Below are 20,627 nucleotides of genomic sequence, written 5' to 3' on the forward strand. Positions count from 1 at the left end.
CCTTGTCGTTAGTGCTTATAAAACTTAGAAGCTGTATCTAGCACCTAGTGTATAGCGAGGTCCGTATTGACGAGCAAATAAGAATTGCTCTTCAAAGCGACCGTATCCACGTTCGGTTTCGTCATTGATGTTTACACCTTCTAAGAATACCGTTAGGTGTTCATTCACATCGTAGTTGATGCTGGCGTCAACCTGACCAAAGGTGTCGAACTGAGTTGCTGGGTTATCTGATGACCCTTGCGCTTGGCCAATACCAACAACATAGTCAGAACGCCATGCATAGGTCACTTTTACCGACAAACCTTCTTTTTCGTAGAACACCTGGAAGTTAGCTGAGTCACTGATACCAACCAGCGGGTTCTGCTGTTCTAGGTTGTACGGGTCGTACTCTACGTCACCGTCAACAAGCGTCGCGTTAGCGCCAAAACCAAAGCCGGTTTCCCCAAATGTGTGTTGAACTGCAAGCTCGATACCTTCAACGGTTTTTGATTCGTTAAGGTTACGAGGCTTCACCACGTTCCACTCAATTAGTGGGTCATCAGAGTTAGGCTCTACTACGCCTTCTTCGTTAGCATAACCTGCCGACAAGAAGTAGTCATAAATGTTGCTGTCGGTTGCCTGGATACCTTCTGCTTGAAGCGCTGATACCGCTTCTTGCCATCTGGGGCCTAGATAGATGTCATTCAGACCGTCGAAGGTTTCAAGTGCACCTTGTGTATCGATGTAGTTTTTAACCGACTTTCTAAATAGTCCCACAGACGCATAGCTCGCTTCGTCGTAGTACCATTCGAAAGATAAGTCTAAGTTGGTCGACTCGTAAGGCTTAAGATCGGTACTGCCTTCAGACACTGTTCTTGAACCGATTTTAGGGCTTCCGCTAAATGAACGTCCGCCTTGTAAAAAGCCGATAGGTGCGCGAGTAATTGATTTACCCCAAGAGAAACGGGCAACAATGTCGTCAGTAACATCAACTTTCACGTCGAACATAGGAAGCAGTACATCGTACTTACCTGTGAAGTCTTGCTCTTCAACACCGTCTTGGAAAACAGTGATCCACTCACCAGCTGCAACCCAGTTTACTTGAATAGGTACGCGAACTTCAGCAGTGCTAGGTACTTCCGTTTCTTCGTAGCGAAGGCCTGCGTTAATTTGAACGTAGTAATCGCTAACGTCAAAGTCCCACTCGGTCTGTACGTAAATTGAGTCGGTTGTCTCTTCTACGTTGCTTACTGAAGGTGCGCCGCTGAAGTACGGGTCGATAGAGTACGCGTTGCTTTCGCCCACAACGTCGGCAGTGATGAATTGAAGCTGACGCGCAATGGCTTCATCAAAGTCAAAGGTGTAATAATAGCCTGGGTTCATGCTCGCACCACCACCATCAAAAGCGTCTAGGAAGCCTGAGGTGTCGTTGCGAACGAACATGCTGTCTGGGAAAATTTCAGTGAACGATGGGCTAAAGCCAGGTCCGCCGCGTAGTCCGCTCCATGCGGTAAAGCCAGTCAAAGACTGTTCTGTGCGAGCTACACCGAAATCGATTTTGACAAGCGGGATATCCCACGCTGAGTTATACCAAGTACCGTCTAACTGCAGCTGTTCAATGTCAGAGCGTCCTGGTGAATAGATGAACTGACTGAAGTTAGAGTCAATTTCACCCGGCAAAATTTCATTAGTGCCGTTATTCCAGTTAACGAAGACCTGAGGGATTTCACCTTCACGGTAGTCATAAATTTTAGATTCTAACTGGTTTGAACCAAGAATGATCTGTCCAGCGCTACCCAGCCCTTCGTCATAACCATTGTCGGTTTTGTTGTAAGAATCATGATAATCCAAACGGAAGTGCCAATCGTCACTTACCATCCAGTCTAAGTTTACACCTAGTGAGCGTGCATCAACGCGGGTAGTGTTGCGGCTTGCGGTAAACGAGCCGTCATCGCCGCTGATGTCTGCATAAACAGCCGTACCATTTTCATCAAGCTCGTAAGCGTTGATGTTAGCACCAAAGTTGTTCCAAATACCCCAACCTACACTGTTAGTGCCGGTGGTTGCGCGAGACGCTGTGTAGTCGATGGTCGCGGTAAACTCGTCAACAGGACGAAACTGGAAAGTAACCTGTCCGTTTGAACGTTCGCGCTGTACGTCATTAATGCTGTAGTTCATGTCTTTCGGGAAGAAAGCCGCATCTGTAATATTAGTACGATTATCAACAACGTCGCTTGGATCTAGCTCAGGCAGTGCATCATTCTCTTGAAGTACCCAACCTTGAATATTTGCCGACTGCTGCTGGAAATCACGCTCTTGGTGCGAAAAAGATACTCCGAAGCCGAACATGTCATCGGCGAAAGTATTTGTGTAAACACCCGCAATTTCAGGGGTTACATCGTCACCTTCTTCGTTCGACGTATCGTAAATACCTTTCACTGAAATAGTAGCGTTTTGTCCCGACTGGGCTAGCGGCTTCATGGTAATGATGTTTACCGTAGCACCTAAGCCACCACTCGGGTTTTCTGCACGAGCCGTTTTTTGAAGTTCTAGCGTGCTTACGCCTTCAGATGAAAGGTTAGCGAGGTCAAAAGAACGGGTAAAACCAGTACCAGGCATTTGACGGCCGTTTAGGGTTACCAAGTTGAACTCAGGACCAAAACCACGAACGGTAATTTGGCTACCTTCACCGTTATTTCGGCTGATGGTGACACCGGTAATGCGTTGCAGCGCTTCCGCTAGGTTTGTATCAGGAAATTTACCTAGCTCTTCAGCTGATATGGCGTCTACTACACCACTTGAGCTGCGCTTTAAATCCATTGAACGGATCATGCTGCCGCGAATACCACTAACTTGAATAACTTCTACTTCACCTTCTGCAGGTGTTGCAGCTTCTGCTTCCGCTTCTTGAGCATATGCGGGTAGCACAAGAGAAGAGCCCATCAACAAAGCCATTGATGTGGCAAGTTGGGTCTTTTTAAAAGATGTGTTTTTCATAATTGCCCTACTAATTCTTATCAATTTCGTATGTTGCCCAAGCTCCGCTTAGGCAACACATGCTTTGCTATTGCGCTGCAATTTCAACATTATCGACGCGGTATACTGCGCCTTCACCGGAGCCCCATGCAGGGAACATCATGATGACGTTGATTGCACTGATATCCAGACCTAAGTCGTACAGCGTTTGAAGAGGGAAGGTATAGGTTTGCCATTCGCCTTCAACCGGGTCTACACCTTCAAGGCTAGCTGAAATGGGTAGTTCTACAGCTGATGACACGTCAATAGACTCAATCTTGAATAACCAAGGCGCTGAAGCATCATTAGGCATAGAGCTTACTTTCATTTCGAATCGCACTGCACCATTGGCTAGTAGTGCTGACGCATCGTAAGAGTGACCGTCATCAGCAATGATGCCCATAACAGTTGGCGTTGCGCCAATACGGAACTCAGCTACTGTACCGTGCTCTGCATCATCAACTTCTTCTGTAGGTGTTGAGCCACCGCAGCAATCCCAAATACGCCATTGGTCTGCCGCAGTGTCTGCAAACAAGGTAATGCCAGACGCTGAAGGCGCTTCTTGACCACTGTCAGGATGGTATATTTTTACGTTATCTAAGCGGTATACTGCACCTTCGCCAGAACCCCAAGCTGGGAACACCATGATTACGTCAATGGCGCTAACGTCTAAGCCGCGAGCCTGAAGGTCAGAAACAGAGAAAGTATATGTCTGCCATTCACCTTCTGCAGGCTCTTGCCCCTCAACACTGTCTGAAAGAGGTAGCTCTACAGCAGTTGAGCCATCGCTTGATTCTATTTTGAATAGCCATTGTGCTTCGGCATTGTTAGGTGCACTTACAACACGCATGTCGAATTGCAGTAGTCCACCGTCCGTTAATGCTGTTGCATCAAACGGCGTATCACCACCACCAGCGGCCGAGCGAGTTATAAAGCCCATTACGGTAGGTTCAGCGCCAATGCGGAATTCCGCAGTTAAACCATGCTCTTCATTATCCATTTCTTCAGTTGGAGTCGAGCCACCACAGCAGTCCCACATGGGCCAATCAGGGTTTTGGCCATCTTCAAAGATAGTTAGTTCAGGATAAGAAACACCGCCTTCTTGTGAAATTTCAACGTTTGTCATGCGATAAACTGCGCCATTTCCAGTATCCCAGGCAGGAAACACCATAATGACATCAATAGCGCTGGTATCTAAGCCTGCTTCAGCAAGCGCACTTAGTGGGAATTCATAAGACTCCCACACGCCTTGTTCTGGGGTATCGCCCGCAGTATCTGCTGGGCCCACGTAACCACTCATCAAATGCAGTTCAGCCGCGGTAGAGCCTTCAGAGCTTTCAATTTTAAATAGCCAGTTTGTGGTGGCATTGTTTGGAAGCGATGCTACCTTCAGATCAAATTTAACGCTGCCTGTTTCTTCCATTGGTGATGCATCAAAAGGAGAGGCTTCACCTTCAGGGTCAGTAATAAATTGTCCGCGGCTAATAAAACCCATCACAGTAGGTGCTTCATTTATTGTAAATTCATAAACTTGGCCTTGTTCTGCATCTTCAACTAGCGCTGGTGTAGTGCCGCCACAGCAATCCCACGCTGGCCAGTTTGGGTTAGGTGTACCATCAAAAATAGTTAGATTTTGTGGAATACCGGTAGAAGGAGGCGACGGGATGGGAGCAGCGCCTTCAACCAATGCATCGTCTACACTGTCGTAGCCAGGGCGAACCGTTTCACAACCTTTACCTGTTTCTGGGTCTGAGGCACACTCGTAAACGCGCACGTAGTCAACTTCAAATGTTTGACCGTCTGTAAATGCCTCTGCGTCTATGCCTGTTTCGTTAACGGCTTCAGGCCAACTTCCGCCCACAGCAAAGTTAAGGATCATGTAAAATTTTTGATCGTATGGAGCGTTATTCCATTGAGTCTCTAGTTCACCAGTAATTTGGTCGAAGTACTCAGTGTACCAACCGCGATGGGAAAGGCCCGTAGCATCACCGTTTGCGTTATAGCGAACTTCAGAGCGACGCTGAGTAGCATATAAATAGCCGTCCATGTACCAGCGAATTTCACCTTCCTGCCATTCTATTGCGTAGGTATGGAAGTCATCAGCTGGATTAGCGCCATCCGGAAGAGAATAAGCTTGACCAGAGCTGTCATTGTTTGGCCATTCTTGACCATAGTGAAGGGTGCCGTAGATGTGGTTTTCAGGGTTGCCTTCTGCGTCTGCTGCTTTCAGGTTTACTGCTTCAACAATGTCAATTTCACCAGAGCGAGGCCAGCCGCCATAAACGGAATCAGTAGGCATCATCCAGAATGCTGGCCAACTACCTTGCCCTTCCGGTAGCTTCGCGCGCATTTCAAAACGACCGTATTTGAAATCGGCTTTATACTGAGTGATTAATCGGGCTGACGTATAAGGTTTAGGTGCACCCTCTTCGGCAGGCAGTGCAACAATTTTCAGGCTGCCGTCAGACACAAATGAGTTATCTTCGCTGTCTGTGTAGCACTGGGCTTCATTGTTACCGCCACCATCGCAGTTTACTTCATGGGTCCAGTTATCATCGTTAATACTGGTTCCATCGAACTCGTCGCTCCATACAAGTTCCCAGTCGGTAACGGGAACCGTTGCGTCAACAACGTCGATATCCGTAGAGGTTGTTGCTCCACCTCCACAGCCAAATAGGGTTGTGACTGAGATCGCGGCTGCTATCCGCGAGAGTTGAGATGCTTTTTTCGTCATTGTTTTCAGCCCTGATCAAAAGAAATTGGGTGTTTATGTTGTGGCAAATGCCAAGTAAAAAGCTTTGTGTAAGCGCTTACAAATACAGATAAATAAAAAGCTTTTTGAAAGCGCTTACATTACATTAAGCTACTGACACATAAAGATCAATACCGTTCTCAAAAAATTAACATTTAGTCGAATGGTGAATAAACTACGCATTTTAATTAAACGTAATTATAACAATGGTTTATATTTTTTTGGTTGTTGCTGATAGAAGGGTTTATATAGAGTTTCACCAAGCATTTACAAATCAAAAGTCATGGTTGTTAATGAGGTGTTTTGAGTATTTTTCTCGCACCAAATCGAGCTTCACGTTAAGCTTTTACTACTGTTCAAATTGAGTGTAGCCCATGCATAACCACCATCATCACCACGCCGATGTGACTTTCTCAGGAGAAGACTCCACTCGTATTGGATGGGCATTTTGGCTGAACTTTATCTTTACCATCATCGAATTTATCGGCGGTTGGTTGACTAACAGTATGGCCATAATGGCAGACGCTGTTCATGACTTAGGCGACTCTCTTTCAATTGGGTTAGCCTGGTATTTAAGCAAGCTAGGGCATAAAGCTTCCACTGAAAAGTACACCTACGGCTTTAAACGGCTAAGCTTGATGGGAGCGATGATAAACGGCCTTATATTAGTACTCGGTTCCGCTTGGGTATTGTCCGAGGCCATTCCCCGCCTTTATAACCCAGAAATGCCTGTTACGGAGGGCGTGATAGGGCTTGCTATATTGGGTATATTGGTGAATGGGGTCGCGGCCTACAAGCTTCATGGCGGCCACTCAATGAATGAAAAAGTGCTTAACTGGCACTTAATTGAAGACGCAATGGGGTGGGTAGCTGTACTGGTGGTGGCGATAGTGCTTCACTTTGCAGAGTGGCCCATACTCGACCCAATATTATCGATTGGTTTTACTCTCTTTATATTGATAAACGTAGTGAGGTACGTTGTGCAGACAATGTCTTTGTTTTTGCAAGGGGTACCTGACTTGGCTACAAGGAATGCAATCAGCAATGCGTTGTTGGGAATACAGCATGTTGAAGAGATCCACCACGTGCATTTTTGGTCGCTTGACGGTGAGCAGCATGTGCTTACTGCACATGTGGTAATTAACTGTGCAATAGACAATGAAAAATTGCGACTACTCAAACAAGAAGTTCTTGCGCGTATAGCGCCCTTTGGGCTTGCGCATACCACGATAGAATTTGAGTTACCGGGTGAGCCCTGCCGTGATGAAAGTGATCACTTGCATGCTCACTCTCATCATCATAAGCATGACGAGCTAAATTAGCGCGCGAAAAATACAGGTAAGGCATGCAGGTAGTTAATTATGCTTACTACCGCCTAAGCTCCAACCCAACCAAAAAAGAGGGGCGTATACACGCCCCTTTCAACACACACGCTTTAAAGGTTTAGAACTGTGCTTTGAAGGCTACGCCGTAGTAACGGTCTGCATCACGAGGAATTTGATAACGGAAGTTATCGCCGCTGTAGGTTGTTGCATAGCTTTCATCAAGTAAGTTCTTAGCAATCAACGATACGCGGAATGCATCGTCTTTGAATGAGAAGCTTACGCTTGCGTTAAGCATGCTGTAGTCAGGTAACAATGAGTGCGGATTAAATTCACCTGTGTTGCCCGGTAAGTCAGAGTATTGTTCGTCGGTGTAGATATACGATGCGTTATAGTAAACATCGAATCCGTGCTCGGTTTCCATGAAATATTCAGCAGTTAGCGAGTATTTCATGTCAGGTGAGAAAGGAACATCAAGACCTGAACGGTCAGTACATGTCGCTTCTTCAGGACAGTTAAACTCATCGATTTCTGCTTTCGTGTATGCAGCACCACCGATTAGCGTTAGGTTGTCGGTTGCGTTCCACATCATATCAAGCTCAATACCCTGTGTTGTTACATCACCGGCATTAGTAAGGCGGGTAATACATGCACCGTCTGAACAGTCGAAGTTATTCGCTTGGAAACCTTCAATGTCGGTGCTAAACAAGGCAACGTTTAACAATAGGTCGCGACTTGCATATTTGTAGCCAATTTCGAAAGCGTCAGATTCTTCAGCGCCAATAGGTCGGCCGTCGTTTGCTGGGTTGAAGTTATAGTAAACGTTGAACCCTGGCCCTTTGTAGCCTTGTGAGTAAGTAGCATAAACCATCTGGTTTTGGTCAAGATCGTATTGAAGTCCAACTCGACCAGATAGGTTGGTTTCATCAACCACCCCTTCGGCATCCGTGTTTTCAGTCGCTGGGCGAACACCCACACCACGACGTCCATACTCATCATTGCTAATGCGGCGATGTTTATAGGACACTTCATCATCGGTATAGCGAAGGCCAAAGATAAGGCGCATATCATCACTTAAATCATAAGTACCATCGCCATACACTGCCCAGTTATTAAATTCGGTGCTCATAAATGCGGTGGCAGAAACGATATCGTTTGCGTTACATGACACACCCAATGAGTCAGCGTAAGCGTCTAGGTCTGAAAGCGCGTCAGTTAGGTCGTCTCCTGATAAATTATTTTCTGCGTAAAAAGATAGTGCCTGGTTAAGCTGGCCATTATTGTTTTGGCAGCTGGCATCACGTGTAAAGTTACGCTCTGAGTCCATGTTCCAGTAGAACATACCAGCTAGGAAGTTAAATGGGCCTGCTAGATTCGAGGCAATACGGAATTCTTGAGAAAATTGACTCCACTCCTGTTCACCTACATCGTGTAATTGAAATGGTACGCCAAATACCGGTTGGTCGCTGTCGCCAGCAATTGAGGTGAAGTCACCCTCGCGGAATTCAGTATTTTCCCAAGAACGCTGAGCGGTGATTGAAGTGAACGTATAATCGCCAACGGTTTTATCAACCTGAACAGAAAAGGCTGAATGGTCGTCAATAGTTCGAGACTCAAAGTCATGGTCAATTTGACGCTGCTCTAAATCAATACCGTCAGCAATAGTCGCGCTGCTAGGCGCAGCTTGTGAATCTGGATTACGACCACTTGATACGCCCTCTAAGTCGGCACAGCAGTCGTCATCAGCACTGTAAAATTCGCTGATAAATTTCACTTTTAAGTCGTTGGTTGGTTCGTAGAGGACTACAGCACGCGCACCTTCGCGATCATAGCCGTTTACCGTTTCGTTGTTATAAACATTGTCGATATAGCCGTCGAATTTACCTTGGAAGACGGTCAGGCTAGCTGAAAGGTCGTCAGTTAAGCCGCCGCTCACCGTGCCTTTTAAACGATATTCGTTGTCTTGGTAAAATTCCGTAGAAAGGCTACCCGTTAGCTCTTGTGATGGATCTTTTGTGGTGATGTTGACTACACCGGCTGAAGCGTTTTTACCGAAAAGCGTGCCTTGAGGACCGCGCAATACTTCAATACGGTCAACGTCATAGAGGTCAGCGAAAGCTTGCCCTGAACGGCCTAGTACCACACCATCTACCACTGTCGCCACACTTGGCTCGGCAGCGATACTAAATGAAATTGTGCCAATACCACGAACGGTTAGTGCAGAGTTGCGGGTTGTTGTACCTTTGCGGAAACTTACTGATGGAACAAGCGCTTGAAGATTTTCAACATTGTTTGCGAAAGCCGATTCTATCTGGTCACCGCGTAATACGGATACTGCAACAGGGACGTCGCTAATACTCTGTACACGTTTCTGTGAGGTAACGACAATTTGCTCAAATGACTTGTCGTCTTTAGCGGTTTTAGTTTGTTCGGTCTCTGCATCTTGCGCATAGCCATTTGCGTGAAGCAGCAAGCCAGATGTCATAGCAAGGGTTACCGCCTTACTAATGATCGATCTTTGTGTATTCATGTTGTTCTCCAGGGTCTTTCGCTTATCTCGCTCTAACTAACAATGGCCAACACTTTTTTTATATATCAACCGTTGTAAGTAGACGGTGCTTAGTTTTTATTTTTAGTACGTAGGGTACAGCGCTACGCGAATTTCTATTCGAGAACTAAATAAAAGATATCTTCTATCTAGTGTCTTATATAAGAGTGATTAAGTTAAACAATTGTTAAGTCGTTTGCAAACGTTATGTTAATTTTTTTGTGGTTTTTCTATACAAAAGCAAAGCGTTGGGTTTAAGTCGGCTGGGAAGCAAGGCGCTTTAGACCTTGCTCATACTTTACTCGCCACCATTTCAGACTTATACCAATTGCCACGAAACATGTTGACCACAAGCCGACTAGTGCAGGGACAAACGCGTTGCTTAGTCCATTCACAAAGCCTACAGGAGAGAACATCAGGTATAGCGTTGCAATAAGGCCAACAAGCACTATGGCGCAGGGAATGGCATAGCGCCATGGCGTCATATTGACTTCAGCCTTTGCAGTAAAATGCCATGGAGTAGTCATTGGGTAGAGCCTGCCTATAGTCAACATAATAGCCAATTCAATGGCGAACAAAATGGCGTAGATATGGATAAAATTAATATCGACTTCCCATACAAACTTAAGCAGTCCATAGGCAATTACGTGGAAGATAATCGCGACTTTTGCCGCCAGCGCAGGAACGCGTTTTGTAAATAAGCCAACAAGCACAATAGTGATGACGGGAATATTGTAAAAGCCGGTAAATATGCGAATGATTTGCCACAATCCTTCAGGGGCAAACATAAGCAGCGGCGCCGTGATAAAAGAGAGTACAGCAATAACAATACTGGTTATCTTGGCAACGCGAATAAGCTTTTCGTCGCTCACTTTGTCTTTTTTGAAGGGTTTGTAAACGTCTAAGCAAAATAGGGTGGCAGCACTGTTAAGCAATGAATTAAAAGAGCTAAACACCGCACCAAGCAATACTGCTAAAAAGAAACCTGACAAATACTGTGGAAGTACATCTTTAACTAAATGAGGGTAGGCAAGATCGATAGTTTGAAGATTTTCGTCTTGATATAAGTGATAAGCAATCACGCCTGGTAACATCATCATAAAGGGCACAAGCACTTTAAAATAGCCAGAGAACAACACCCCTTTTTGGCCTTCAACCAGATTTTTCGCGCCTAAGGTTCGCTGAATTACGTATTGGTTAGTACCCCAGTAAAACAAATTGGCTAAAATCATACCCGTGAAAATAGTACCAAAAGGAACAGGATCGTCGGGTCCACCTATAGCATTGAGTTTTTCAGTTTCCGTTGTAGCAATAGTAGATAGACCTTGACTAAAGCTGCCGTCGCCTAAGGCCACCAAGCCAAGAACGGGAACCAATAAACCCACAATTAAAAGGCCAACACCATTAATCGTGTCTGATACGGCTACCGCTTTTAAGCCACCGAAAATGGCATAGAGAGCGCCAATCGTACCGACTATGACGATGGTAAGTACCAGTCCCACCTCATAGCTTACGTTGAAAAGCCCGGGTACATCAAAAAGCCTAAGCACGGCAATAGAGCCAGAGTAAAGTACCGATGGAATGGTAACCAACGAATACCCCACCATAAACAAAACTACCGTCATTCTGCGAACGCTATCGTCAAAACGGTCGCGCAAAAACTCAGGTAAGGTGGAGAAAGCACCCGCTAAGTAACGAGGCAAGAAAATAAGCGCCATAATAATGGTAGAGATACCTGCGGTAACTTCCCACGCCATAGCGCTTAAGTTATACCCAAAGGCAGAGCCGTTTAAGCCAATAAGCTGCTCTGCGGAGAGGTTGGTAAGGATCATGGAACCAGCAATAAAAGTGCCTGTCAGCCCTCTTCCTGCGAGGAAGTAACCGTCCTGCGTGTTTACTTCCCCTTTTGTTTTCATGTAAGAAATAACGGCAACCAGTGCCATAAATGCCATGCATGACAATAGGGTAAGGGTGATATCCATGAACTGCTCCTATGCGCTACGCTGGCCAATGTGTGGTGTTCGACATATCCATATCGGTATGTTGAACATCTGGGCCCATTACTATGCGACTGCCTTTTTGGATGAACACCGCCACTTCATTTAGCGCAAGTATTTCTTCTCTGTATTGTTCACCTTGCACAACTTCATCGGTACCAAAACGTATCCATTCACCTTTTGGTAAGTAGTATTTAATTTTGCCGCCGGGCACCACGCAAGGCACAACAAGTAGGTCATCGCCACACATAAACTGCTGCTCAAAGCCATGAGAAAGCGGCTGGTCAGGGAAGGCCAACGCCATGGCGCGCTGCACTGGAAGCCCTGTTTGAGATGCTTTTTCTGCGGTTTCTTTAAGGTATGGAATAAGTTTGTATCTTAGTTTCAGCGCCTCGAATACAGCATTGGAGGCGGCATCGCCATAAGACCAGGGTTCACGAGGGCCAATACCGTGCAGTCGCATGTGGGCGCTAAACACTGACGCTTGTGCCCATCTTACGTAAAGCTCTGCGTCTCGAGTGTCTTTGTAAAAACCGCCTATATCGGTGGCGAAAAAGGGCCCGCCTGACATCCCCCACGACAAACTGCCACGAATACTTGCGGCTAGGCCATGCCAGTCGGCTTGCGGATCACCGCCCCACTGCGATGGGTAACGCTGACTTCCCGTCCAAGCTGAGCGACTGAATAAGAATGGACCTGTTTTACAGTAAGCTTCTGCGGCTTCGTAAACACAACGGTTGTAGAGCATACTGTACACGTTATGTAGGCGATTGCCTGAATCACCGCTATACGAAAGCATGTTGTCGTCTTCAAGTTGTTCACCAAAATCGGCTTTTATCATGTCCACGCCAAGGTCAAATAAAGGCTTGTGCGAGGTTTTCCAAAATTCGTAAGCGTCTGGGTGTGTAAAGTCTAGAATACCCGAGTCTGGTAGTGGCGTAAGCACTTCGCCAAAAGGGCTTAAATCCCACTCATAGCGGTACGCTTCGCCAGTGCGTTTATCTTTTATCAGCCAGCCTTTTTCTGCAGCTTTTTTATAAAGAGGGTTTTTTACTGAGATCATGGGGTATTCCCATACACAGATCTTAAAGCCTAACGCTTTAAGTTCATCAATAACCGGCTGAGGATCGGCGTAGCGTTTAGGGTCCCACTCAAAAGCAAAGCGAGTATCTGTGTCTTGCCATGCGCGACCATCAAGGGTAATGACATCGCAAGGCATATTCTTTTCGCGCACTTCGCGGGCAACTGCTAGTAGCTCGTCGGCATCTTTATAATACGCTTTAGACAGGATTACGCCTAAGCTCCATGTTGGAGGTGTTGGCGCAAAGCCTGTTAACTCGCTGTAGGTTTGAAGGCATTTAGCTGGCGAGTCTTGATGGAACAAAAACATGTCGAGTACGTCATCTTCAACTAAGCACACGTAAGCTCGCTGTGACCAAAGCGCGTAGCCGACTCCATGGGTGACTGGTGCTGGAGTGTGAACAAATAAATTCCAGCCTTCAGGACTCCATGCGTAAGGTGTGTTTTTATAAGACTTTTCGGCGTTTACGCCTAAAGCGTCGTGGTTGTACGAGCGAATTAGCTGGCCGCGTTTATCAAGCTTGCCCCATTTCTCGCCAAGACCATAAACGGCTTCGTCGTAGCTAAGCTCTAAACTTACTAACCAACCTTTGTCGGTTTTAGCGAATGGCGGTAAGCGATGCTGACGTACAAAGTGGCCGTCGGTGGCGCTTTGCTGAACTAAAACGTCATTTTTATACAGCTTGAAATGAAGAGGTGCGGCAAAAACTTCTAATCGATAATCGCCTGCTGCCAGGGTGCTGTGAGACAGATCACCGGAAAGTACTAGCGATAGCCTTTCCGGCGCTTGAGTAAGCATACCAAAATCATCTGCAGCATTTACGTCACTTTGAATGCGTAAACCAAACTGACTAATACTTAGACTCAACTCACCATATTGGGTGGGGACAATAAGTGTCTTATCATCCGACAAAAAGGGCTGCTCAGTAATGTCAGCGGCTTTAATATCGTTCCATTCTGGCTCATTTACACAAAACGCGTTACTCATTTCTACATTACCCTTCATGTCTTATATAAGACATAAGTTAATGAAATGTAACTTGGGTGTCAATCTGCAATTAGATAATTATGAAGATTTAGATCCGCGTTCACTATCAAGCCGTCTTAGATACTAATATTTTGGACAATAAGGGTTACGCCACTTAATGCAAGCATGGTTAAGGCCAACAGTCGGACTGCGGCAGCAGATACGCGAGCAGCGAGAATTCGTCCTAATCGTGTGAAAATTAAAATGACGGGAATGGCAAAAACAGCAGACAGAAACACCTCTGTTGAAGGCAAAGTACCAAACGGTATTATGGCAAGGCGTATAAGTGAGGTAACACTAAATACGGCCAGCAGCGTTATCCTGATTTCATTAATTGGCCAGGTTTGTCGATAACACTGAAATACCACAGGTGGGCCAAAGGTAGAAAAAAGACCGCCTAGCAATCCACCTAGAGCGCCAGCGATAGAAAAACCGTATGCGCGACCAGATGGCTGTGCCCGCTTTCTTTTTATTAATAAAAGGCCACAGCAGCTGAGAATAGCCAAGCCGAGCAGTAAATTGAGCCAAGTTGCCATCCCAACAGACAGGTATTCCAACAATGCGTAGCCTACCGCCATAAAGGGAATACCGCTAACCAGTATAATAGTGAAAGCACGTCTATTTATTTGCTCCGTGTTTTTCACTACTAAGCTGATGGAGTTGAAAAGACTTAGAAAACTCACCATAAAGGTGGTCGCCGTAAGCGGCAAGATGCCAAACAACGTAAAACTTGATACCACCATAAGGCCAAAACCAAACCCGCTTAAGGTCTGTAGCAGTGTCGCAAGCCCTAATAGCGCAAACATGGGAAGCAGTGTTTCCAAAAGCATCACGTGTAATTCCTGCAATGTATGTGATTTATATCAAAAGTGCGCTATAACTCTTGTGTATGATATAACAACAAAAATTAAGCGTTTAGGTTAGGGTTCATGTCTTCATCTCAATTCGATCACAAACTCAGCGGTCCAAGTCTTGCCTTTCAGCCACTGTATCAACAAGTCGCTGAATACATTAAGCAGCTTATTGTCGAGCGCCGTTGGCAACCAGGCGAGATGCTACCTAGTGAGTTTAAGCTTGCTGACGAATTCAATGTTAGCCAAGGAACCGTTCGCAAAGCGCTAACATTGCTGACAGATACCAAAATTGTAACCCGTCGTCAGGGGGTCGGTACATTTGTTTCTGAGCATACGGCACAAGATGCGCTGTTTCGTTTCTTTCCGCTACAAGCTGACGGAAAAGGTGCTGACCTACCCAAAGCTGAACTGTTAAGTAAAGAGCTGGTCGAGCCAATTGAAAGTGTCCAATCCGCACTTTCAATTACCGCTAAAGACAAAGTAGTGAAGCTTAAGCGTAGGCGAATTCTCGATAACGAATTTTGTATGCTTGAAACTATTTATTTACCGTCTAAGCGATTTCCTGACATCGAGAAGCGAGAAGATATTCCGCATACTCTGTATCATTTTTATCAAACGGACTATAACCAAACTGTATTTAAGACCCGTGACAGCATTAAAGCGGTTTTGGCCTCAAAAAGTGATGCAAAAAGCTTAGGTATCGAAAAAGGAATGCCGTTACTTATGGTTACGCGCGTCACTGAGTCTATTGACGGTAAACTCATTGAATATCGTGAAAGCAAATGTAGAACTGACCACTACCATTACCAAGTTGAACTTGATTAATCCTTTGCTATCAACGCCAAACTGTTCAACCCTAACGTTTTAAACGTCCGTTCTTATAAAATTGTTTCTTCCCGATTCTTGAACACCTAGCATAACAAGGTAACGCTTTACCTTGTTATGCCACCGCTAGACATTTCTTTTTGTTGCACTTCAAACTTTTCATTAAGTTTGTTAACACTTTGTTGACATCGGTATATCTGTGTAATAACTTGTGTCTTATACAAGACTAAAGTTTGAAGCTAAAGTTATACAAGAGCATACTGCAAAAGTAAACCGCGGCTTTTTATCTTTGCAGTACGTTTAAAAGAAAGTCCGTACTAGCTTAAAGCAACGAATTCTAAGGTGAATGAAACAATGAATAAGATACCAGAGGTAGGTTTTGGTTTTTGGAAGGTCGATACTGCCATATGTGCGGAAACCACGTACCAAGCGATTAAGGCTGGCTATCGACACTTAGATTGTGCCGCTGATTACGGCAATGAAAAGGAAGTGGGTGAAGGCATTAAGCGAGCGATTGATGAAGGCTTATGCACCAGAGAAGAGCTTTGGGTGACTTCTAAACTATGGAATACCTTTCACGCCCCTGAGCACGTGGGTCTTGCTTTAGAAAAAACCTTGTCAGACTTACAGTTAGATTATGTAGACTTATACCTGATCCATTTCCCAATAGCGCAGAAATTTGTGCCTATCGAGACCCGTTACCCACCGGAATGGTTTTACGAACCTGATGCTGCCGAGCCTAAAATGGAACTCGCGCCTGTACCTTTACATAAGACATGGGAGGCAATGGAGTCGCTTGCCGATAGCGGAAAAGCAAAACAAATTGGTGTGTGTAATTACAACACCGGTTTGCTTAACGACCTGATGAGCTATGCGCGTATTAAGCCAGCGATGCTGCAAATTGAATCTCACCCGTACCTTACGCAAGAGCGATTAATTCGTTTGGCAAAAGACTATGGACTGGAGGTAACGGCCTTCTCTCCGCTAGGTGCCTTATCTTATCTAGAACTTGAAATGGCTGATCAGGCGGAATCAGTGCTTGAGCAAAGCGTAGTAAAAGCCGCGGCAGAAGCCCATGGTAAAACGCCTGCGCAGGTTGTCTTGCGTTGGGGAGTTCAGCGCGGTAACGCCATCATTCCAAAAACGTCAAAAGTTGAGCGTATGAAAGAAAACCTCGCACTTTTTGACTTCTCACTCAGCGACAGTGAAATGCAGGCAATATCTGCATTAAACGTAAATCGCAGATTTAACGATCCGGGGCACTTCTGCGAAGCTGCCTTTAACCGTTTCCACCCTATTTACGACTAGGAGTTAGCTATGAAAAACGTCAATGACAGCTCTGCGGTAGCCTACGCAAGTGTACCTACTCAGCACAATTATAACGGCGGTGTGTTCCCTGAAATAGTCGTGAACAACGAGGGTTGTACAACGGTAGAAGAGACCGTTGCATTTGTTAGAGCAAATCAATCAGAGCTTGAAGCAAAACTTGCAAAGTCGGGAGCACTACTTTTCCGAGGGTTTCCAATTGATTCCGCAGAGACCTTTGACGTTTTCTCAGCAGGCTTCGGCTATCCTAACTTTACCTATCAGGAGTCGTTGTCTAATGCCGTGCGTATTAACTTTACTGAGCGCGTATTCACAGCAAATGAAGCGCCGAAAGACGTAGAAATTTTTCTACATCATGAAATGGCGCAGACGCCTATTTCACCTAGCAAGCTGTTTTTCTTTTGTAAGACTGCAGCGGATGAGGGTGGAGCAACGCCTTTGTGCCGCTCAGACAAATTGTTTGAAGCATTGAAGGAAGAAAATCCGGCGCTTGCTGAAGACTTTAAAGAGAAAGGCCTTAAATATACGACTACTATACCAGCAGCCAATGATGCCAACTCTGGCCAAGGAAGAAGCTGGAAAAGCACGCTAAGCGTTGAGTCATTAGAAGAGGCAGAAGCCAAATTAAAAGAGTTAGGATACACCTGGCAATGGTTGGAGGATGGTAGTCTTAGAGCCATTACGCCTGTATTACCTGCGGTTATCGAACTTAGTGATGGCTCAGAAGTGTTCTATAACCAGCTAATAGCTGCGTATATGGGATGGAAAGGAGTAAGGGAAAACCCGTCGTCTGCAATTACTTTTGGCGATGGAAGTGCAATCCCTAAAGCCGGTTTAGAGCGCGTTGCAGAACTGTCTGAAACTTACACTTTTGACCTAGAGTGGCAAGATGGTGACGTGGCTATTGTTGACAATTACCGTGCAATGCATGGCCGCCGCCCTTATTTTGGCGAGCGAAAGCGCGTAGTGCTTGTTGCGCTTGTGGCCTCAGAGCGATAAAAGAAAATGAACGATATAGCAGTAAAATGTAAAAACGTTTGGCCAGGGCTGGGAATTGCAACCATTACCGGTATGGCGGCGCTCTTTTTGAGTGAGCATTACAACGCCCCTGCTATGTTGTTCGCATTACTTTTAGGTATGGCCGTATCGTTTTTGTATCAGAACGATACGCCCTGTGCGTGTGGTATCGATTTCACTGCAAGTACTCTTCTTCGCGCCGGAGTTGTCCTGCTTGGTCTACGCATTGCGCTAGGTGACTTAGCAGTACTTGGGTGGCAGACCGCTCTTATGCTGGCCGCTGCCATACTCACAACAATTATTGTCGGTGTGGGCCTCGCCAAATTACTCGGGTTGCAAAAGCGTTTTGGTGCATTAACAGGAGGCTCCGTAGCCATTTGTGGTGCGTCTGCGGCTCTTGCCATTTCCACTATTCTTCCCAAGGGAGAAAACCACGAAAGAGACACGTTGCTAACGGTTATTGGCGTAACCGCTATGTCGACCATAGCCATGGTGCTCTACCCTATCGTGGCGGCGCAGTTGGGCATGAATGATACGGAAGCTGGCATTTTCTTAGGCGGCACTATTCACGATGTGGCGCAAGTTGTGGGGGCAGGTTACTCGGTGTCTGACAGTGCGGGCGACATGGCGACACTGACCAAGCTGGTACGAGTAGCCATGCTGATGCCAGTGGTACTCATTATGATGATTGTCATTAAACACTTTTACAAAGCCAAAAGTCAGGCTGACGGAGCGCAAGTGCCTAAAATGCCAATATTTCTAGTTGGCTTTATTGTACTTATGTTACTCAACAGCTTTGTAACCCTACCCGAAGTGGTTATTGAAACGGGGACCCAGATATCACGCTTCTTCTTAGTCGTTTCAATTACGGCAATCGGTATGAAGTCTAACCTTGGTAAGTTAGCCGAAGTCGGTATGCTGCCAATTGTGATGATTGTGGCAGAAACGCTGTGGATTGCGCTCCTTATATTGGGCTATTTGTTCGCAGTATAGTAGGGTTTTTCTGCGCGATTTATCACAATTATTCTTAATGCACTCTTAATACACAAAGCACTCAATGACGAGGTAGTAGCAGTGAAAAAACATGGCCTTCACGAACTGTATGCTAAGGACCCTGTAAAGGCCGACGAACAGGTTTTTCAGCGAACAAGCAACATGCTGACTCGGCGTGGTTTTATCAAAGGTCTGAAGTCTCTGTCTTTGCTACTGGGTGCTGAAGTCGTTTACGGTCAGTTTATGCCAGCAGGACTTATTCCCGCTGCATTTGCCCAGTCAAACACGCCTTTTTCTATCAAGGGAAAAGACGGGCTTACAATACTTAACGACCGGCCAATTAACGCTGAAACGCCAGCGCACCTACTTGATGATGCCGTTACGCCTACCTCTCGATTTTTCGTAAGAAATAATGGTATTCCCCCGCAAAAGCCAGACGCGAGCACGTGGACGCTTACTATTGAAGGGGAGTCGGCCGAGCAGTCAAAAACCTTCACGTTGGAAGAGCTCAAAACCCAATTCAAACATTACACCTACCAACTAACGTTGGAATGCGGAGGTAATGGACGTGCCGAGTTCTCGCCAGCAGCAACGGGGAACCAATGGACTACCGGAGCTGTGGGATGCCCTAAATGGACAGGTGTCAGGCTTAAAGATGTGCTCACTTCAGTGGGCGTAAAAGATAGCGCTGTTTATATTGGCTATTATGGTGATGATCAGCATTTAAGCCGTACACCGGGCAAAGCGGCTATTTCTCGCGGGGTGCCGATAAACAAAGCGATGGAAGACGAGTCATTGATTGCATGGGCTATGAATGATAAACCGCTTCCTTTAATGAATGGCTATCCATTGCGACTTGTATTTGGTGGCTGGCCTGCATCAACGTCGGGTAAATGGCTTAAGAAAATAGCAATTCGAGATCGCGTTCACGACGGGGCGAAAATGCTAGGGAAAGCCTATCGGGTTCCATGTAAACCTGTCGCACCTGGCGCTAAAGTGGCCGATGAGGACATGTGTATTATCGAAGCCATGCCGGTTAAGTCGCTAATTACGTTCCCAAAGTCAGGCAGCGATCACCCTCTGGCAGAAAAATTAGAAGTCCGCGGCCATGCCTGGAGTGGCGAGGGCAAAATTGCCAAGGTGTTTACCTCTATTGATTTTGGCCAAACCTGGCATCTTGCTCAGCTAAAAGCACCGGCAAACAGACACGCATGGCAGCAGTTCAGTACTCAGATAAAGTTCCCTCAGCCGGGCTATTACGAGGTTTGGGCGAGAGCACAAGACGAGCATGGAAAAGCACAGCCAATGGTGCTGCCGGGGTGGAACCCCAAAGGTTACTTAAATAATGCCAGTCATCGTATCGCTGTGCGTGTTGTTTAAGCAAAGCGAGATCTTATGTATGTTAATAGCCAAAGGGTCGTTGAAATGGTTAGCATTATAGTTCGGCTTCTTGCTTTATTGGGGCTTTTTCATATATTCGTTGCCGCCGCCCATAGCGAGACTAAAAAAACGATGAGCATGGCAAATTCATCAACTGAGCATGTGCAGCCTGCTGTCGATCATCAATCAGGCCTTCTAAAAGCAGAAGGCTTTAATTTGGTGCTGGCCCATTGCAGTGCCTGTCACTCGCCCACTCTTATTACTCAAAATGCCATGAGCCGTGGCAGGTGGCTTGAAACTATCCGCTGGATGCAAGACACTCAGAAGCTGTGGCCGCTTGGTGAGGCAGAGCCAGTAATATTAGACTATCTATCAACTTGGTATGGTCCAAAGCAAAGTGCTCGTCGTGCGCCACTGGCGCCCCACCTGCTACCCGCCAACTAAAGCACAGTGATAATAGTTTCATTAATCCCATCAGTTTTAGAAATTTTTGCCGATAATCAAACAATAAC

At 46.0% G+C, this 20,627-nt stretch carries 13 protein-coding genes; 7 read left to right on the forward strand and 6 right to left on the reverse strand.

Features of this window, described 5'->3' with window-relative positions:
* Positions 1-24: 24 nt before the first annotated feature.
* On the reverse strand, positions 25-2,976 hold the full coding sequence (locus AC27KT_RS03515) for a TonB-dependent receptor (RefSeq protein ID WP_487127424.1): 2,952 nt from the start codon (positions 2,974-2,976) through the stop codon (positions 25-27).
* A gap of 67 nt (positions 2,977-3,043) precedes the next feature.
* Positions 3,044-5,728, reverse strand: a complete 2,685-nt coding sequence (locus tag AC27KT_RS03520; RefSeq protein ID WP_487127426.1) for a family 16 glycosylhydrolase — start codon at positions 5,726-5,728, stop codon at positions 3,044-3,046.
* A 392-nt stretch (positions 5,729-6,120) separates the two neighbouring features.
* Here AC27KT_RS03520 and AC27KT_RS03525 point away from each other — a divergent pair, with 392 nt between their 5' ends.
* Entirely contained in the window at positions 6,121-7,068 is a 948-nt protein-coding gene (locus tag AC27KT_RS03525) for a cation diffusion facilitator family transporter (protein WP_487127428.1), read from the forward strand.
* 121 nt (positions 7,069-7,189) lie between these two features.
* Here the strand turns inward: AC27KT_RS03525 and AC27KT_RS03530 are convergent, their stop codons facing one another.
* From AC27KT_RS03530 to AC27KT_RS03545, 4 genes are all read right to left on the reverse strand, one after another.
* A complete protein-coding gene (locus tag AC27KT_RS03530; RefSeq protein ID WP_487127430.1) occupies positions 7,190-9,598 on the reverse strand; it encodes a TonB-dependent receptor in 2,409 nt (802 codons plus the stop codon).
* Between the two features lie 272 nt (positions 9,599-9,870).
* Entirely contained in the window at positions 9,871-11,598 is a 1,728-nt protein-coding gene (locus tag AC27KT_RS03535) for a solute:sodium symporter family transporter (RefSeq protein ID WP_487127432.1), read from the reverse strand.
* A 16-nt stretch (positions 11,599-11,614) separates the two neighbouring features.
* Positions 11,615-13,681, reverse strand: coding sequence for a glycoside hydrolase family 31 protein (locus AC27KT_RS03540; RefSeq protein WP_487127434.1), 2,067 nt, complete (start codon positions 13,679-13,681; stop codon positions 11,615-11,617).
* Positions 13,682-13,797: 116 nt separating this feature from the next.
* Positions 13,798-14,550 carry a TSUP family transporter gene (locus tag AC27KT_RS03545; protein WP_014977677.1) on the reverse strand — a complete coding sequence of 251 codons (753 nt, stop codon included), beginning with the start codon at positions 14,548-14,550 and terminating at the stop codon, positions 13,798-13,800.
* Between the two features lie 99 nt (positions 14,551-14,649).
* Here AC27KT_RS03545 and AC27KT_RS03550 point away from each other — a divergent pair, with 99 nt between their 5' ends.
* The 6 genes from AC27KT_RS03550 to AC27KT_RS03575 all read left to right on the forward strand — a co-directional run bounded on the left by AC27KT_RS03550 (position 14,650) and on the right by AC27KT_RS03575 (position 20,559).
* Positions 14,650-15,399, forward strand: a complete 750-nt coding sequence (locus AC27KT_RS03550; protein ID WP_487127436.1) for a GntR family transcriptional regulator — start codon at positions 14,650-14,652, stop codon at positions 15,397-15,399.
* Positions 15,400-15,753: 354 nt separating this feature from the next.
* The gene (locus tag AC27KT_RS03555; protein WP_487127438.1) at positions 15,754-16,707 is read left to right on the forward strand and encodes an aldo/keto reductase; all 954 of its coding nucleotides are present in this window, start codon (positions 15,754-15,756) and stop codon (positions 16,705-16,707) included.
* 9 nt (positions 16,708-16,716) lie between these two features.
* Positions 16,717-17,724: a TauD/TfdA family dioxygenase gene (locus AC27KT_RS03560; RefSeq protein WP_487127440.1), complete on the forward strand. Its 1,008-nt coding sequence runs from the start codon at positions 16,717-16,719 to the stop codon at positions 17,722-17,724.
* Between the two features lie 6 nt (positions 17,725-17,730).
* Positions 17,731-18,735: a YeiH family protein gene (locus AC27KT_RS03565; RefSeq protein WP_487127442.1), complete on the forward strand. Its 1,005-nt coding sequence runs from the start codon at positions 17,731-17,733 to the stop codon at positions 18,733-18,735.
* Positions 18,736-18,756: 21 nt separating this feature from the next.
* On the forward strand, positions 18,757-20,115 hold the full coding sequence (locus AC27KT_RS03570; RefSeq protein WP_487127597.1) for a sulfite oxidase: 1,359 nt from the start codon (positions 18,757-18,759) through the stop codon (positions 20,113-20,115).
* Positions 20,116-20,247: 132 nt separating this feature from the next.
* Positions 20,248-20,559, forward strand: a complete 312-nt coding sequence (locus tag AC27KT_RS03575; RefSeq protein ID WP_487127599.1) for a hypothetical protein — start codon at positions 20,248-20,250, stop codon at positions 20,557-20,559.
* Positions 20,560-20,627 lie beyond the last annotated feature (68 nt).

This window comes from Alteromonas sp. 5NW40-0090 (assembly GCF_057552975.1).

Excerpts from the sequence above, each read along its gene's own strand:
- AC27KT_RS03560 (WP_487127440.1), top strand. The coding sequence starts at position 16,717 with ATGAAAAACGTCAATGACAGCTCTGCGGTAGCCTACGCAAGTGTACCT.
- AC27KT_RS03540 (WP_487127434.1), bottom strand. The coding sequence starts at position 13,681 with ATGAGTAACGCGTTTTGTGTAAATGAGCCAGAATGGAACGATATTAAA.
- AC27KT_RS03520 (WP_487127426.1), bottom strand. The coding sequence starts at position 5,728 with ATGACGAAAAAAGCATCTCAACTCTCGCGGATAGCAGCCGCGATCTCA.
- AC27KT_RS03555 (WP_487127438.1), top strand. The coding sequence starts at position 15,754 with ATGAATAAGATACCAGAGGTAGGTTTTGGTTTTTGGAAGGTCGATACT.
- AC27KT_RS03565 (WP_487127442.1), top strand. The coding sequence starts at position 17,731 with ATGAACGATATAGCAGTAAAATGTAAAAACGTTTGGCCAGGGCTGGGA.
- AC27KT_RS03550 (WP_487127436.1), top strand. The coding sequence starts at position 14,650 with ATGTCTTCATCTCAATTCGATCACAAACTCAGCGGTCCAAGTCTTGCC.
- AC27KT_RS03515 (WP_487127424.1), bottom strand. The coding sequence starts at position 2,976 with ATGAAAAACACATCTTTTAAAAAGACCCAACTTGCCACATCAATGGCT.
- AC27KT_RS03575 (WP_487127599.1), top strand. The coding sequence starts at position 20,248 with ATGAGCATGGCAAATTCATCAACTGAGCATGTGCAGCCTGCTGTCGAT.
- AC27KT_RS03530 (WP_487127430.1), bottom strand. The coding sequence starts at position 9,598 with ATGAATACACAAAGATCGATCATTAGTAAGGCGGTAACCCTTGCTATG.
- AC27KT_RS03525 (WP_487127428.1), top strand. The coding sequence starts at position 6,121 with ATGCATAACCACCATCATCACCACGCCGATGTGACTTTCTCAGGAGAA.
- AC27KT_RS03535 (WP_487127432.1), bottom strand. The coding sequence starts at position 11,598 with ATGGATATCACCCTTACCCTATTGTCATGCATGGCATTTATGGCACTG.
- AC27KT_RS03545 (WP_014977677.1), bottom strand. The coding sequence starts at position 14,550 with ATGCTTTTGGAAACACTGCTTCCCATGTTTGCGCTATTAGGGCTTGCG.